Source organism: Algibacter sp. L1A34, from assembly GCF_009796805.1.
GTDB lineage: Bacteria > Bacteroidota > Bacteroidia > Flavobacteriales > Flavobacteriaceae > Algibacter.
In genome coordinates, this window is the sequence record NZ_CP047029.1 from 2,810,600 (window position 1) to 2,827,645 (window position 17,046).

The 17,046-nt window shown below is 32.7% G+C and carries 13 protein-coding genes; 7 read left to right on the forward strand and 6 right to left on the reverse strand.

Annotated features, from left to right (window positions below):
- Window positions 1-16 precede the first annotated feature (16 nt).
- Window positions 17-913, reverse strand: a complete 897-nt coding sequence (locus tag GQR97_RS11895) for an ABC transporter ATP-binding protein (RefSeq protein WP_158848638.1) — start codon at window positions 911-913, stop codon at window positions 17-19.
- Window positions 914-1,137: 224 nt separating this feature from the next.
- On the opposite strand from GQR97_RS11895, the gene GQR97_RS11900 reads away from it, so the two are divergent.
- On the forward strand, window positions 1,138-2,202 hold the full coding sequence (locus tag GQR97_RS11900; RefSeq protein ID WP_158848641.1) for a hypothetical protein: 1,065 nt from the start codon (window positions 1,138-1,140) through the stop codon (window positions 2,200-2,202).
- Window positions 2,203-2,209: 7 nt separating this feature from the next.
- Here GQR97_RS11900 and GQR97_RS11905 read toward each other — a convergent pair whose 3' ends face one another.
- Window positions 2,210-2,446 (reverse strand): hypothetical protein, encoded by a 237-nt coding sequence (locus GQR97_RS11905; RefSeq protein WP_158848643.1) that lies wholly within the window; start codon window positions 2,444-2,446, stop codon window positions 2,210-2,212.
- 137 nt (window positions 2,447-2,583) lie between these two features.
- On the opposite strand from GQR97_RS11905, the gene GQR97_RS11910 reads away from it, so the two are divergent.
- The 4 genes from GQR97_RS11910 to GQR97_RS11925 are packed head-to-tail and all read left to right on the forward strand — an operon-like array spanning window position 2,584 to window position 7,784.
- Complete coding sequence (locus GQR97_RS11910; protein WP_158848644.1) at window positions 2,584-4,539, forward strand: peptidylprolyl isomerase; 1,956 nt, start codon at window positions 2,584-2,586, stop codon at window positions 4,537-4,539.
- Window positions 4,540-5,394, forward strand: coding sequence for a peptidyl-prolyl cis-trans isomerase (locus tag GQR97_RS11915; RefSeq protein WP_158848646.1), 855 nt, complete (start codon window positions 4,540-4,542; stop codon window positions 5,392-5,394). It begins immediately after the preceding gene.
- The gene (locus GQR97_RS11920; protein WP_158848648.1) at window positions 5,357-6,826 is read left to right on the forward strand and encodes a peptidylprolyl isomerase; all 1,470 of its coding nucleotides are present in this window, start codon (window positions 5,357-5,359) and stop codon (window positions 6,824-6,826) included. The genes GQR97_RS11915 and GQR97_RS11920 overlap by 38 nt, the downstream gene beginning before the upstream one ends.
- Window positions 6,827-6,830: 4 nt before the next feature.
- A complete protein-coding gene (locus GQR97_RS11925) occupies window positions 6,831-7,784 on the forward strand; it encodes an AAA family ATPase (RefSeq protein WP_158848650.1) in 954 nt (317 codons plus the stop codon).
- Here the strand turns inward: GQR97_RS11925 and GQR97_RS11930 are convergent.
- The 3 genes from GQR97_RS11930 to GQR97_RS11940 are packed head-to-tail and all read right to left on the reverse strand — an operon-like array spanning window position 7,781 to window position 9,622.
- Window positions 7,781-8,173: a response regulator gene (locus tag GQR97_RS11930; RefSeq protein ID WP_158848652.1), complete on the reverse strand. Its 393-nt coding sequence runs from the start codon at window positions 8,171-8,173 to the stop codon at window positions 7,781-7,783. The two genes, GQR97_RS11925 and GQR97_RS11930, sit on opposite strands and share 4 nt — an antisense overlap.
- Window positions 8,154-9,020 (reverse strand): hypothetical protein, encoded by an 867-nt coding sequence (locus GQR97_RS11935; protein ID WP_158848654.1) that lies wholly within the window; start codon window positions 9,018-9,020, stop codon window positions 8,154-8,156. The genes GQR97_RS11930 and GQR97_RS11935 overlap by 20 nt, the downstream gene beginning before the upstream one ends.
- A gap of 20 nt (window positions 9,021-9,040) precedes the next feature.
- Complete coding sequence (locus tag GQR97_RS11940; RefSeq protein WP_158848656.1) at window positions 9,041-9,622, reverse strand: carboxymuconolactone decarboxylase family protein; 582 nt, start codon at window positions 9,620-9,622, stop codon at window positions 9,041-9,043.
- A gap of 735 nt (window positions 9,623-10,357) precedes the next feature.
- Between GQR97_RS11940 and GQR97_RS11945 the strand changes: the two genes are divergently transcribed.
- Window positions 10,358-13,135: a bifunctional aconitate hydratase 2/2-methylisocitrate dehydratase gene (locus GQR97_RS11945; RefSeq protein WP_158848658.1), complete on the forward strand. Its 2,778-nt coding sequence runs from the start codon at window positions 10,358-10,360 to the stop codon at window positions 13,133-13,135.
- Window positions 13,136-13,438: 303 nt separating this feature from the next.
- Window positions 13,439-15,709: an aconitate hydratase gene (locus GQR97_RS11950; RefSeq protein WP_158848660.1), complete on the forward strand. Its 2,271-nt coding sequence runs from the start codon at window positions 13,439-13,441 to the stop codon at window positions 15,707-15,709.
- Window positions 15,710-16,010: 301 nt separating this feature from the next.
- On the opposite strand, the gene GQR97_RS11955 is transcribed toward GQR97_RS11950, so the two are convergent.
- Window positions 16,011-16,943, reverse strand: a complete 933-nt coding sequence (locus GQR97_RS11955) for a TIGR01212 family radical SAM protein (protein WP_158848662.1) — start codon at window positions 16,941-16,943, stop codon at window positions 16,011-16,013.
- Between the last annotated feature and the right edge of the window lie 103 nt (window positions 16,944-17,046).

The following is a 17,046-nucleotide window of genomic DNA, read 5'->3' on the forward strand; positions in this document are numbered from 1 at the left end:
TTTGCTTTTGGATGTATTAGTTGTTGTCGGTTAATTGTAAAAATTGTTCTTCTAAACTTTCTTTACGCTGCACTAAATGTGTGAGGATAATACCGTTTTCAAAAAGTTGTTTATTGAAATCTTCAGAACTTAAAGGTTCTTTTAGAAAAGCAGTAATCAAACCATCTTCAGTTTTTGTATGCGTAAATGATGGATGGTTTTCAATAAAGGCTAATAATTCATTTGGTTTATTACATTTCAATTCAAAAAAACCATGACTAGAAATCATTTCATCTACACGGCCAGAATATAGTTTTACACCTTTACGTAAAACAACTACATGCGAGCATACTTTTTCAACTTCATCTAATAGATGTGAAGCCAATAAAATGGTGGTGCCTTTAGATGCTATTTCTTTAATGATTTCTCTAATTTGATGAATACCCTGCGGGTCCAATCCGTTTGTAGGTTCATCTAAAATTAAAATTTCAGGATCGTTTAATAGGGCAGAAGCAATAGCTAAGCGTTGTTTCATTCCTAAAGAAAACGTACTGAATTTATGATCTTTTCTATCTAAAAGGCCAACAACTTCAAGTTTTTCTTCAATTTTATTTAAACCAACACCTTTTATTTTACAAACCAATTTCAGGTTTTGTGCAGCCGTCATGTATGGGTAAAAATTAGGGCGCTCAATAATGGCTCCTACCTTTTTTAAAGCATCGTGTGTTGAGGTGTTGCCATCGAACCAGTGAAAACTACCTTCTGTTTTGTTTACTACATTTAAAACAATGCCTAAAGTGGTCGATTTTCCGCTACCATTTGGGCCCAGAATGCCGTAGACATTGCCTTTGTTAATGGTGAAAGATAAATCTTTAACGGCTGTTAAATAACCGAATTTTTTGGTGAGATTCTTGATGGTTAATATAGATTCCAAACTATGTAGTTTTTAAAGCCTGAGTTTTTAAACGTTGGCATGTGTTAGTTTTTTAGTACGACGACCCGTTTTCTAATTTGTTACAAGAAAAGGAATAAAAGCTTTAAAATATATTGAATCGCATCATAAATTAATGATTTCAATTTTTAATTAAAAAATAATAATCAGATTAGATCACTTTAATTAATAGAAAAATATTTTATTTTTAGATATATTTACATTCTATGGAAGATTTAAAAATATCGAAAAGGAAACCATCATATCCGATAACGCCAAAATTGCATGATTACCTCTCGGAATATAATAGGAATACAAAAATCCCTATTTTTTACGACGATTTATTGCGTTTTCAAGGCTCGATAGTGGTTTATGATAAGGATGATAATGATACGCTCTGGATTCGGGTGTATTACAATGAGTTTGAGCGTGAAGAAATTGAGCATTCTCTAAAAAAAGTATATACCATTTTACATTCTGATGGAAACGAAAATATTTTTCAGTTTTTAAGTGTGGATGCTATAGATTTTTGCACCTTCGGAAACTCTAAGCCTTTCCGTATAAAAGTTCGTAATATTTTAAACGATAATTACACTTATTTTTATATAAAAATAGCAGATGCATCAAGAATTTACGGGCTAGAATTAGAGCACATGCTTTCGCCTTATAATTTGAATTTTCTAATTTACGAAAACACGTTAATTGAAGAGCATATTGTTGGAATTCCAGGCGATGAGTTTATAAAAAACTTTTTACCAAAATGCAGTAAATCGGAGAAAACGCAGATAGCTAAAGAATTTGTGAAGTTTAACGAACGTTGTATGATAAGGCTTTTAGGCGATATGAGATCTTATAATTACGTAATTGTGCCTACACACGATTTTGATCATGTAGTTTATAATATTCGCGCAATAGATTTCGATCAGCAATGCTATGAAGGAAAACTTAATATTTACAGACCACAATTTTTTAAAGAAAATTTAAAAATGGTAGAGTTGGTTACCGAGAGGGTACAAAAACTCTCTATCGATCAATATAAAATAGAAGAGCGTTCCATATTAGTAAAAAGGTTCAAAAGTTTTCGTGATAGAATAGAGGCATTATTGACTTGTATGGATGAAGATACCATTTCTAACGAGGAGAATATCACTTTATTAAAAACTAAAATTTTCGATTATACCCAGGATATCGAATTTAGAAATTGTAAAAATATGGGAGATATTTTAAGGCATACTTTAAGGTTTTTAACCCATAATTACGAGAATGTAAACATAAAAGGTTTTTATAACTAAGTTGCAGCTAGGTCGTGTAAACTTGTCCGCGATGCGGTTTTAAAGCATCACGAATCGGTTTCATATCCGCCTCATCAACTACTAAAAAAGCAATGCAATGCATTTCACTTAAAACCTCAATACCCGTAATGGTTATGTCGAGTTTTTCGAGTTTGATATATTCTTTTAAATGGATTACGTGGTGTTCTGCTATTTTTTGACCATTCGGCCCTCTAAAATCCCAGATAAGTTTAAGTTTACGCATGCTTATTAGTGTGCTAAATTAGTTTCAAATATACTTTAAAAAGTGTAATATATTTCTTTTTTAAACGTTTGTTAAAGCAACTTGCTTTATAGCTATATATTACTATTTTTGTTTTTATTAAAAATTTATATTTTCAGATGAAGTTTAAATATTTTTTTATTCTAGTTTCGTTCTTTTTATGTTTTTTATCAAATGCACAAACAACGGGTGAAGAGGTTTTACTTGAGGTTGGTGGCGATCCGGTTTATGTATCTGAGTTTATGAATGTTTATAATAAAAACTTGGATTTAGTACAAGATGAATCACAGAAAAATGTAGATGAGTATCTCAAACTTTTCACAAATTATAAGCTTAAATTAAAGGAAGCTAAAACTCTTGGGTTAGACGAAAAACGAACTTACAAACGTGAGTTGCTAAGTTATAGAAAGCAGTTGGCTAAAAATTTTATGACGGATAATACGGTTACCGAAGCTTTAGTAGAAGAGGCTTACAATCGTATTTCTAACGAGGTTAAGGCACAACATATTTTAGTGTTATTAGCCGAAGACGCTAATCCTACAGATACTTTGGCTGCTTATAATAAAATAAACAAATTACGTGAAGCAACTTTAGCTGAAGGTTTTGCAAATACAATGAAGCAAAAAGCCGATGGGAAAACAATAATTGCCGAACAATTGGGCTGGTTTAACGGTTTTAAAATGGTTTATGCTTTTGAAAATGCAGCGTTTAATACTGCAGTTGGAGAAACGTCTCAGCCATTTAGAACGCGTTTTGGATACCATATTGTTAATGTGCAAGATAAACGTAAATCACGAGGCGAGCTTACCGTAGCGCATATTATGATCGTAAAAAAGGAAGGCGATGTAGGAGCAGAAGATCCTGAAACTAGAATTCAAGATATTTATAAAAAAATAAATCAAGGTGAAGATTTTGAGGCTTTGGCTAAGCAATTTTCTGATGATAAAAGTTCGGCTTCAAAAGGCGGATTAATGCCTGCGTTTTCTGGCGGACAATTAAGTGCTACAGAATTTGAAGATGTTGCTTTTGGATTAAAGGAAATAGGCGAAGTATCCAAACCTTTTAAAACCCAATACGGTTGGCATATTGTTAAATTATACAATAAAAAGCCAATTGCAGATTTTAAGGAATTAAAAACAGAATTGGTTCAGAAAGTAAAACGTGACGAGCGTTCTAAGCGTATTGATAATGCGTTGTACAGTAAACTAAAAGAAACGTATAAAGTAAGTGGTGAGCAACCAAATCTTGATTATTTTGTATCGGTTTTAAATGAAGATTATTATAAACGCAAATGGAAATTACCATCGAGTTTTGAAGCAACAAAAACCTTGTTTACAATAGGCGAGAAGGAATTTAAATATAAAGATTTTGGTGATTTTTTAGTAAAAACCCAACGTAATCTACGTAATAACACACCTTTTAAGGCTATTGTAGAAGAAAAGTATATAGAATTTTTTAACATGAGTTTAGTGGATTATCACGAAGAAAATTTGGAGAATGTAAATCCAGAATTTGCAAATATTATTATGGAGTATCGTGATGGTTTATTGCTTTTCGACTTAATGGAAAACACCATTTGGAATGCTGCAAAAACAGATTCTGTTGCGATTCAAGAATTCTACGATTTAAATAGAAGTAATTATATTTCACCAAAACGAATAGATGCCGTAGTCGCTTCTTCATCGAAACAAAAAACATTGAAAAAAGTTTCGAAATTACTTTCTGAAGATATGAGTTTAGAGCGTATTAAAAACTTAGTGAATAGTAACGATGCCGTTGAAGTTATTTTTACTTCAGGAATTATGGATGCAGAGCATCAAACAATACCAAAAGGGTTTAAGTTTAAAAAAGGTGTTTCTAAAATTTTCAAGCATAACGATGCTTTCGAAGTTATTCAGGTTAAAGAAATTTTACCAAAAGCTCAAAAAACTCTAGAAGAGGCAAAAGGCTCTGTTATTTCAGATTATCAAAACGATAAAGAAGAAAAATGGGTAAAAACTTTAGCCGATAAGTATAAAGTGGTTATAAATAAGGACGTATTGAAAAAGGTGAAATCTCAAATAGAAAAACAATAGATGCAAAGAATAATCATTTTTATAATTTTAGCGTCATTAATGGTATCCTGCGATTTTTTTAGAAACGAGGAAGATAATCGCACACCAATTGCCAGAGTTAATAATTCGTATCTATACGAAGAGGATGTCTCACAATTAGTTTCCGAAGCCACTACAAAAGAAGATAGTGCAGTTTTAGTTGATAACTATATTAAAAATTGGGCTACAAAGCAACTGCTTTTAGATGGCGCTTTGCTTAATTTAAGTGAGGAGAAACAAGCAAGATTTGATAAATTGGTGAAACAATATAAAACAGATTTATACACTAAGGCATATATTGAGGCTTTAGTTAATAGAAGTATTGATACTGTAGTTGATCGAAATAAGGCAGAAGCTTATTATGACCTAAATAAAGATGTTTTTAAGTTGAATGAAGAATTAATTAAATTTAGATACATTCATGTAGATGAAAATATTATTGATTACAGTGGTATTGTAAAAAGATTTAAGCGTTTCACTGAAACCGATAAAAAGGAGTTAGATTCTATGTCTATTCAATTTAAATCCTATTCGTTAAACGATTCTATTTGGATAAAAGTAAGTCAGGTTGTTAGTAAAATTCCTGCTATTACACCCGAAAATAAAAATCAACTGTTAAAAAAATCTAATTTTGTACAGCTCAAAGATTCATTAGGAGTATATTTGATGCAAATTAATGATGTTTTAGGAAGAAATGATACGGCGCCGCTGGAATTTGTAACGCCAACAATTAACCAAATTGTTAAAAATAAGCGTAAATTAGAACTGATTAAAAAATTAGAAAAAGACATTACTAAGGATGCTATTAAAAATAAAGAATTTGAAATTTATAAATAACTTGAAATTTATTACTGTTGCTTTACTATGTATAGGAAATGCAGCATTTGCACAAGAAATTATTGAAGAAGAAGTTGACGTAAAAGTGGACTCTACGAGTTTAGCTCAAAACGTGAAAAGCGAGGTGCAAAGTGATTACAAAAAGCAAAAAGTAGATGCGGTTGCTGCGGTTGTTGGAGATTTTATTGTTTTAGAATCTGATGTTGATAAAACGTATTTGCAATTAGAAGCACAAGGTGTTAGTGTAAAAGACATTGAGCCGTGCCAGTTATTTGGAAAACTATTAGAAGATAAATTGTATGCGCACCATGCTATACAAGATAGTATTATAGTTTCTGATGCGGAAATACGCAGTATGGTGGATTACCAAATGGAGCAGTTTTTAGCTGAATTAAATGGTGATATGACACGTTTGTTAGCGCTTTATGAAAAAGATAGCGAGAAAGCGGTTCGAGAAGAAATGTTCGAAATCAATAAGAAGAATAAGTTAGCTAAGGAAATGCAAGCTAAAATTGTTTCGGAAATTGAGGTGACTCCAGAAGAAGTTCGTTTATTTTTCTCAAAAATATCTAAAGAAGATCGTCCAACGTTTGGAACAGAACTTAAAGTAGCTCAAATTGTTTCGGAACCTAAAGTATCAGAAGATGAAGAGCAACGTGTAATAGACAGATTAAAACAGTTTAAGGCCGATATTGTTGAAAAAGGTGCAAGTTTCCGTTCTAAAGCGGTATTGTATTCTGAAGATCCTGGTTCTGCTAGTCGTGGTGGTAAATATACCTTGAATAAGAAAAAACCTAGAATGGTTAAGGAATTTAGACAAGTGGCATTTGCACTTCAAGAAGGTGAAATTTCTGAGCCATTTAAATCTGATTTTGGTTACCATATTATAACGGTAGATAAAATTAGAGGTCAAGAATACGATGTAAGTCATATTTTATTAACGCCTAAGGTTTCAGATGAAGCTATAGCGGAAGCTAAAGAACGTCTTGAAAAAGTTAGAGATCGTATTGAAAAAGGTGATATTACTTTTGCAGATGCGGCTCGCGAAGCAAGTGACGAAAAAGAGACACGTAATGATGGCGGACAATTAATAAACCCTGCAACACAGGATTATAATTTCGAATTAACTAAAATGGATCCTGAGTTATATTCTCAGATTCAAGATTTAAAAGAAGGCGAAGTTAGTTTAGTTTTAACAGAGCAAGATAGAACAGGGAATATTAAGTATAAAATATTAAGAGTAACCGATAGAATAGATGAGCATGAAGCTAATTATGCTAGAGATTACTTAAAAATTAGAGAACTTGCTTTAGACGAAAAGAAAATTAAGGCCATCGAAGATTGGCAAAAAGAAAAAATAGCAGATACTTATATTAAAATTGGATCTAAATACAGAGATTGCGAGTTTTCTAGTAACTGGTTAAAAAACTAATTCTATGAGCGATGTTGCTGCCATTGAACAATTTGTAAATAAATTTAAGGCATTAAAAACCGAAGTTGCTAAGGTAATTATTGGTCAAGATGCTGTTGTAAATCAAATTTTAATTTCTGTTTTCTCAGGAGGTCACGCGTTACTTATTGGTGTACCTGGTTTAGCAAAAACCTTAATGGTAAATACAATAGCGCAAGCTTTAGGATTAGATTTTAAACGTATTCAGTTTACACCAGATTTAATGCCTAGTGATATTTTAGGTAGTGAAATTTTGGATGAAGACCGTCATTTTAAATTTATAAAAGGGCCTATTTTTGCTAACATCATTTTAGCAGATGAAATTAATAGAACACCACCAAAAACACAAGCAGCACTTTTAGAGGCTATGCAAGAACGTGCTGTTACAGTTGCGGGACATCATTATAAATTAGATTTGCCTTATTTTGTTTTGGCAACACAAAACCCAATTGAGCAGGAAGGAACATATCCTTTACCAGAAGCACAATTAGACCGTTTTATGTTTGCTATTAATTTAGATTATCCCACTTTTGAGGAAGAAGTTCAAGTTGTAAAAGCAACCACTAATGATGAAGAAGTAACGGTTAACGCCTTATTCTCTTCAAAAGAAATTGTCGATTTTCAGCATTTAATTCGTCGTATTCCTGTAGCAGATAATGTTATAGAATATGCAGTTTCTATGGTAGGGAAAACGCGACCAAATAGTGATACAGCTCCAGAAATTGTTAAAAATTATTTAGATTGGGGTGCAGGCCCAAGAGCTTCTCAAAACTTGATTTTAGCAGCAAAAACACATGCAGCAGTAAATGGTAAGTTCTCTCCAGATATTGAAAATGTACAAGTTGTGGCTGAAGGGATTTTAAGGCACAGAATTATTAAAAACTATAAAGCTGAGGCTGAAGGTGTTTCAGAAATAGATATTATTAAAAGTTTATTTTAAGTTTTAATTGAATTAAAACGGTTTAATATACTTATTGTATTCTCCAGGTTTAGAGGTTTGCTATAAAAATCAATAACGTTACAGTAGTTTTTAGCTTTTTCTTTATCAAAAACACTTGTACTTGACGTTAAAATAATAATTTTCGATTTGTGTTGGGTAGAATTAAGACGTTCTAAAAATTGCCAACCGTCTATATTTGGCATGTTCAAATCTAATAGAATAAGGTCTGGTTGATGTTCATAAATAGAATCAAGAGCTTCTTTGGGATTTGTGAAATCATATACATTTTTGCATAGACCAGAAACCTCAATAAGTTTTTTTGAGATTATGTTTGTAATGGATTGGTCATCCACTAAAAAAATTTTGAAATTAGTTACCTTTAAATTCATAATCTTTTTTATTATCAGAATTCTTAATGCTATTTTCGCTCTTTTCAACAACATTTTTAAGAACTTCATCAAGTTCTTTAGCAGAGGTTTTTATATGTTTTATAATGTCCTCTTTTAATTGCTCTGGATTATAATATTCTGAAATTTCAATAAGCCCTAGAATCCTGCTTAAAGGTTCTCTTAAATTATGAGCGCTAATGTTGGAGATTTCTAATAACTCGGTGTTTTTCAGTTTAACTTCTTTTGTTTTATCAATTATAACATTTTGTTGGTGCCCTAATATTTTTTCAATTTCTTTATTTTTATCGGCAACTAGCTTTACGGCATCTTCAAGGCTCTTGTTTTTAAGTATTAGCTGTTCTCCTAAATATAATTGTTGGTATTTAGAGGTAAAACCATCTACTAGTAAATGCATAATATCAATATCGGTTTTTGTAAATACTTTGGTGTCATCAGATAATATGGTTGTGCTAATATCAAGGGTATTACGTCCCATAAACCAGCCCCAGAAAAGAGGATTGGTTAGCTTAGTAATATCTGTGAATTCATTAAATTTATTTGGAATATCCGAACTGTTTAGTGGTATTTTATTTTTTAAAAGGTCTCTTTCAAAATCACAAAGTTTGTTGCCTTCTATCTTAGACCCATTGTTTGCGAAAAAAGTAAAAGAACACGTATTGTGATCCATTAAAATAGAGATTCGGAAAACTTGAAAATCCATTAGATATTTTAAGTTTTTACTTGTAACTAAAACAAGTTCTTCAATATTACGAGCTTTACTTATGCGTCCCGATAATTTTGAAAAAGCCTCGTAAGTAATTCTATATTTAGTTGATAAGATGTCCAAGGTTTAATTTGTTTTTTTTATCAAGCACTTACTTCCATCAACTCATTATCAATTTTAATTCCCGAAATGTCTGCTATGGTATTCAGCATATTAACTAAATCTGCTTGAGCCATTAACTCTTGTATTTCAGCATCATCAAAACCAGCGTCCTCTAAAGCCTGAAAATCAGCATCTGTGATTTGTGAATGATTTAAAGCTGCTTTTGTAACAATCTTTATAGCTGTTCTGTAACTTTCTGGAATAATTGGCGAATCAAGATTTTCTGTAACCCTAAAACCTTCATTAGAAGAAATCATTTGGCTCATACTATCGGCAAAAATACCATGTGTGTGCGAGCAATAATCACATCCTCTTTCTTTAGAAGCATTGTATATAATAAGTTGTTTAAGCACATTAGGGACATCTCCTTGCATTAAAGTGGACTTTAATTTGGCCCAATTACCTTCTAATAAAGTAGCGTTATTTCCTTGGCATTTAAACCAATTTAATACAAAAGGAAGTTGAAATGTTTTTTTTGTGTCGTCATAAACTGCTTTAACTCTTGGGGCAGCATCTTCATAAGATACTATTTCGTATCTTTTTTTCTTTACTAGTGTAGACATAATTAAGTGTAAGTTTTTATAGTTTTGGGTAGGTAATGATACAATATTTTTTGATAAACACAAAAACATAACGATTTTAGGACGCTACAGTAAAGATGTATTACGATATTAATAGTTTGAGATAGTTTATTTTTTATTAAGATTGATTTTACTACTCGTTTTTGGATTATTTTGCTCTTTTTTTCTTCCGACTGTATTAATTATTTGAAAAACCATTAGCTTAATTCAGAAATTATCAGTTTATAATCAATTATTTTTAAATTAATTTAAAGAATCATCAAGTATAATTATAAAACATTAGGATAATCATAATCATATTAAAATCTGATGTCACTATAATAATTTATTATCATAGCTGATTGCATTACGTGAATTCTTTTTAAAACTTTGCTATAAATTTTTTATGTTTGCAGAACTTATAAATAAGTTACACGGTTTTAGATATCTTGTGAATTAGAGGTATGTAATCCATAACGGCAAAACGTGTTAATACAACACGGGAAGTTGTTGGAAATACCATAATACTTTCTGATAAAAACGTAAAACTATCATTGGTAAAAGAAACGATAATAGAGATTTGTACGAGGAAAGAACTATATCGTTTTCGTTATCCATTTGTATTGTTTGTAAGGATACAATCTAATAAATGACTCTTATAGCCATTTATGTAAGCAGAAGAAGAGAAAATTATTATTTTATAAAGCTGTATTTAAACTAAATAGAAAAATATTATTTATGACCACTTATAAGGATTACATCAAGCAGATCGAAGAAAGAAAAGATCTAGGACTTCACCCACAGCCTATTGATGGGGCTGAGTTACTAAGCGAAATAATAGGGCAAATAAAAGATTTGGATAATGAGTATAGAGAAGATTCTCTTAACTTTTTTATCTATAATGTTTTACCTGGAACCACAAGCGCTGCTGGTGTAAAAGCTAAGTTTTTAAAGGAAATTATTTTAGGTGAATCGGTTGTTAAAGAAATAACACCTGCTTTTGCTTTAGAACAATTATCACACATGAAGGGTGGACCTTCAGTTGAAGTATTGTTAGATTTAGCTTTAGGTACAGATGCTGCTAAAGCTCAAGAGGCTGCAAAAGTATTAAAAACGCAAGTTTTCCTTTACGAGGCAGATATGGAGCGTTTAGAAAAAGCTTACCAAAATGGTAGTGCTATTGCTACGGAACTTTTAGAAAGTTATGCTAAAGCAGAGTTTTTTACAAAGCTTCCAGAAATTGACGAAAAAATTGATGTTGTAACATTTATTGCTGGAGTTGGCGATATTTCTACAGATTTATTATCTCCAGGAGGAGATGCGCACTCACGTTCAGATAGAGAATTACACGGTCAGTGTTTATTTGAGCACAACATAGAGCAACAAAACGAATTAAAAGCAGTACAAGCGCAACATCCTGATAAAAGAGTGATGTTAATTGCTGAAAAAGGAACAATGGGCGTTGGTTCATCAAGAATGTCTGGTGTAAACAACGTAGCATTATGGACAGGTGTAAAAGCTAGCCCATATGTACCATTTATAAATATTGCTCCGGTAATTGCTGGAACAAACGGAATTTCTCCAATTTTCTTAACTACAGTTGGTGTAACTGGTGGTATTGGTTTAGACCTTAAAAACTGGGTACAACAAAAAGATGCAGAAGGAAATACTATTCGTGATGAAGATGGGGAACCAGTTTTAAAAGAAGAGTATTCTGTAGAAACAGGAACTGTACTTACTATTAATACAAAAGAGAAAAAATTATATAACGGAGATAAAGAGTTAAAAGATATTTCTGCGGCATTTACACCACAAAAAATGGAGTTTATGAAAGCGGGTGGTTCTTACGCTGTTGTTTTCGGTAAAAAATTACAAACATTTGCTTCTAAAGTTTTAGGTGTAGATGTAGTACCTGTATATGCACCATCAAAAGAAATTTCTATTGAAGGGCAAGGTCTTACAGCTGTTGAAAAAATATTCAATAAAAATGCTGTAGGAACAACTCCAGGTAAAGTTTTACATGCAGGTTCAGACGTTCGTGTAGAAGTAAACATTGTAGGTTCTCAAGATACTACAGGTTTAATGACGTCTCAAGAATTAGAAATGATGGCTGCTACAGTTATCTCTCCAATTGTTGATGGTGCTTACCAATCTGGTTGTCATACAGCTTCTGTTTGGGATGATAAGTCTAAAGCAAACATTCCTAGATTAATGAGCTTTATGAACGATTTTGGTTTAATTACCGGTCGTGATCCTAAAGGGAAGTATTTCCCAATGACAGATGTTATTCATAAAGTATTAAACGATCTTACAGTAGGAGATTGGGATATTATTATTGGTGGAGATTCTCACACACGTATGTCTAAAGGTGTTGCTTTTGGAGCAGATTCAGGAACGGTTGCCTTAGCATTAGCTACAGGTGAGGCTTCTATGCCAATTCCGCAATCTGTAAAAGTTACTTTTAAGGGGCAAATGAAATCTTACATGGATTTCCGTGATGTAGTACACGCTACACAATCTCAAATGTTAAAGCAATTTGGAGGAGAAAACGTATTCCAAGGAAGAATCATTGAGGTTCATATTGGTACACTTACTTCAGATGAAGCCTTTACATTTACAGATTGGACTGCAGAGATGAAAGCAAAAGCATCTATCTGTATTTCTGAAGATGATACTTTAATTGAATCTTTAGAAATAGCAAAAGGTCGTATCCAAATCATGATTGATAAAGGTATGGATAATGCAAAACAAGTTCTTAAAGGTCTTGTTGATAAAGCAAATACTAGAATTACTGAGCTTAAAACGGGTATCAAACCATCTTTAAGACCAGATGCAAATGCTAAATATCATGCAGAAGTTGTTATCGATTTAGATGAAATCGCAGAACCAATGATTGCAGATCCAGATGTAAATAACGACGATGTTTCTAAACGTTATACACATGATAATATTAGACCATTATCTTATTACGGAGGAACTAAAAAAGTAGATTTAGGTTTTGTAGGATCTTGTATGGTTCACAAAGGTGATATGAAAATATTAGCTCAAATGTTAAAGAATGTTGAGGCTCAATATGGTAAAGTTGAATTTAAAGCTCCTTTAGTTGTTGCTCCACCAACATATAATATTGTTGATGAGTTAAAAGCAGAAGGCGATTGGGATGTTTTAGTAAAATATTCAGGTTTCGAATTTGATGATAGCGCACCAAAAGGTTTAGCACGTACTAAGTATGAAAACATGTTGTATTTAGAACGTCCAGGTTGTAACCTTTGTATGGGTAACCAAGAAAAAGCAGAACCAGGAGATACGGTTATGGCGACATCTACACGTTTATTCCAAGGTAGAGTTGTAAAAGATACTGGTGAGAAAAAAGGCGAATCTTTATTATCATCTACTCCAGTTGTAGTATTATCTACAATTTTAGGTAGAACTCCTACTATGGCAGAATATGAAGCCGCTGTAGACGGTATTGTTTTAACGAAGTTTAAGCCTTCAACAAAACAATTAGTTAGATAATCAAAATATAAATTTTTTATAATTAAAAGCCTGAATCTTAGATTCAGGCTTTTTTTGTTTTATAGAGTCAATTATACTTTTTTTCAAGTCAATAAAAACAATTGTAATATTTTAAATTTGAAGTTAGAGTGAAGACATCTTTATGTCTTTAATTTTATTAATTTTTGGAGTTAAATATTTAGAACAGTGAATATTATTTTAGAATTATTTAACGTTATCAAAATGTGAAAATATGATTATAATAATTCTATATTTTGTACATTGTAGTAATTAAAATTCAAATAACAAAAAAACAAATATTTTATGGCATTTGACATCGACATGATTAAGGAGGTTTATACCAAAATGGCAGAGCGTGTAGACAAAGCACGAGGCATTGTAGGCAAACCATTAACACTTTCTGAAAAGATTTTATATTCTCACCTTTGGGAAGGAAACCCTACCAAGGCTTTCTCGAGAGGTAAGGATTATGTAGATTTTGCGCCAGATAGAATTGCTTGCCAAGATGCAACAGCGCAAATGGCACTTTTGCAATTTATGCAAGCCGGAAAATCTTCAGTAGCTGTGCCAACAACGGTACATTGCGATCACTTAATTCAGGCAAAAGACGGAGCAGCAACAGATTTAAAACATGCGAACAGTGTAAGTAGCGAAGTTTTTAATTTTTTAGAATCTGTATCTAATAAATACGGAATAGGTTTCTGGAAACCAGGAGCAGGAATTATTCACCAAGTAGTTTTAGAAAATTATGCTTTTCCAGGAGGTATGATGATTGGTACCGATTCTCACACAGTTAACGCTGGAGGTTTAGGAATGGTAGCCATTGGAGTTGGTGGAGCCGATGCTGTAGATGTTATGGCAGGAATGGCTTGGGAACTTAAATTCCCTAAATTAATAGGTGTGAAGTTAACTGGTAAATTATCAGGATGGACAGCACCAAAAGATGTTATTTTAAAAGTGGCCGGAATTCTTACTGCAAAAGGAGGAACTGGGGCTATTGTAGAATATTTTGGTCCTGGAGCAACTTCAATGTCTTGTACAGGAAAAGGAACTATTTGTAACATGGGAGCTGAAATAGGAGCTACAACATCTACTTTTGGTTATGATGAGTCTATGGAACGATATTTACGTGCTACAGACAGAAACGATGTTGCCGATGCTGCAAATAAAGTTAAAGGATATCTAACTGGTGATGCTGAAGTTTATGCAAACCCAGAGCAATATTTCGACGAAGTTATTGAAATTAACTTATCAGAATTAGGACCATTATTAAACGGACCTTTCACACCAGATTTATCTACACCAGTAGGTAAAGACATGAACAAGAAAGCAACCGCTAACGAGTGGCCATTAAAAGTAGAATGGGGATTAATAGGGTCTTGTACCAACTCATCTTACGAAGATTTATCTCGTGCATCATCCATAGCACAGCAAGCCTTAGATAAAGGTTTAAAAATGAAATCGGAGTTAGGAATTAACCCAGGATCGGAACAAGTGCGTTATACTGCCGATAGAGATGGTATTATAGGTATATTTGAAAAACTAGATGCTAAAATATTTACAAATGCCTGCGGACCATGCATTGGACAATGGGCAAGATATAGCGATCCTAAAAACGCACCAAAAAACAGCATTGTACACTCGTTTAACCGAAACTTTGCTAAACGTGCCGATGGAAACCCAAATACACATGCATTTGTGGCCTCTCCAGAGATCACAGCAGCTATTGCTATTGCAGGTCGTTTAGATTTCAATCCATTAACCGATAAGTTAATTAACGAGAATGGTGAAGAAGTGATGTTCGATGAGCCAACAGGATGGGAATTACCACCAAAAGGGTTCGAAGTAAAAGATAACGGATACCTTGCTCCAGAAGCAGATGGTAGCCACGTAGAAGTAAAAGTAGCCGAAGATTCGGAGCGTTTACAATTACTTACACCATTCACACCTTTGGGTAACACCATTAATGGCGCTAAATTATTAATAAAAGCCTTAGGCAAATGTACCACCGATCATATTTCTATGGCAGGACCATGGTTACGTTTCCGTGGGCATTTAGATAATATCTCTAACAACTGTTTAATTGGAGCCGTTAACGCATTTGGAGAAAAAACTAACTTTGTTAAAAATCAATTAACAGGAGAATTTGGTGGCGTTCCAGATACAGCAAGAGCATACAAAGCAGCAGGCGTAAAAACAATTGTAGTTGGCGATCATAACTACGGCGAAGGATCTTCTCGTGAACATGCAGCCATGGAGCCAAGACACTTAGGAGTAGCGGCAGTTATTGTAAAATCGTTCGCTCGTATCCACGAAACAAACCTTAAAAAACAAGGGATGTTAGGTTTAACTTTTGCTAACGAAAGCGATTACGATTTAATTCTAGAAGATGATACTTTCAACTTCACAGATTTAAACGCATTTGCTCCGGGAAAACAATTAACATTAGAAGTTGTTCATGCCGATGGAAGTAAAGATGTTATTAAACTAAACCACACTTATAACGATGCTCAAATTGCATGGTATAACGAAGGTTCTGCTCTTAACTTAATTAAGAAAGAGAATAACGCTTAATTAATAAATTAGACCTGCAAAGGACGTATGCTGAATTTCTTTTCAGTATAAAATTCTTGTAGGTTCTTTAATAGTATAAAAATCCGGCTCTCGAGCTGGATTTTTTGCTTTTATATTATATCTGTTAGGGCGTTACCACAAGGGCCGGGCTTTCACTACTCGCTTTTTTGTGTTGCATAGGTGCAACAACACAAAAAGAGCTCAAAACATGCCGTTCAATCCCTAACGCAAGTGTTTGCTGGGGTTTAGTTTTAATTTAAATGCTGGATAATACTAAAAAAGTGAATTAATTAAATAAATACTACCTGTTTTTGCCTTGCCAAAGATTCTTTTCTATTAGTTGTTTATCAATTTTCGCTACAATTTCAAAATTCTTTAAGCCATTCCAGTTTGGTGCAATTAATAAATGCTTTGGCGATTCGCTAATAAAACGTTCTATTATAATATCTGGTCGCAACAAGGCTACAAAATCGGTTATTAAATCGATATACTCTTCCGCAGAATATAAACTGAATTTTTCTGGAGTTTTTTTAAATTGGTGCGCCATCATAGTATGTTTTACAATCTGTAAATGGTGCAGTTTTAAACTGTTTATTGGCAATTTAGACAACTTGGTGGCATGGTTTAAAATATCGTTCTTGGTTTCTCCTGGTAAACCAATAATCATATGTGCTCCTAAATGTAAACCCTTGTTTTTTGCAAGTTCATATGCATCAACAGTTTCTTGAAAGCTATGGCAACGGTTTACATCTTTTAAAGTTTTGTCTAAAGTACTTTCTACTCCAAACTCTAATGAAATGAAGTACTCTTTAGATAAACTAGATAGAAAATCAATTAAATCTGGATTAATACAATCTGGTCTTGTACCAATAACCAGCCCAATTACTTTAGGATGATTTACAGCTTCATTATACAATTGCTTTACTAAATTAATATCTGCATAAGTATTGGTGTAAGCTTGAAAATACGCTAAATAGCGTTGTGTTTTATATTTTTTTGAGAAGAATGTGATGCCTTCATCTAATTGTTGTGTGATGCTTTTTTCTGGTTTGCAATAGTTTGGATTAAAGGTGTTGTTATTGCAATAAGTACAGCCTCCTATGCCTTTAGAGCCATCTCTGTTAGGACATGTAAAACCTGTATCTAATGAAATTTTTTGAACGCGTTCGGAAAACTGCTCTTTGATAAAAGATGAGTAATCGTTGTATCGTTTATTGTTGTTATTGAATTTCATTTGGTAAACAAAATTAGTGATTATCCTTTAATAATTATTACTATAAAATGGATTTCTCCCTTCGTAGAAAAGATAAAAAAAGTAACAAAAAAAGACTGCCTTT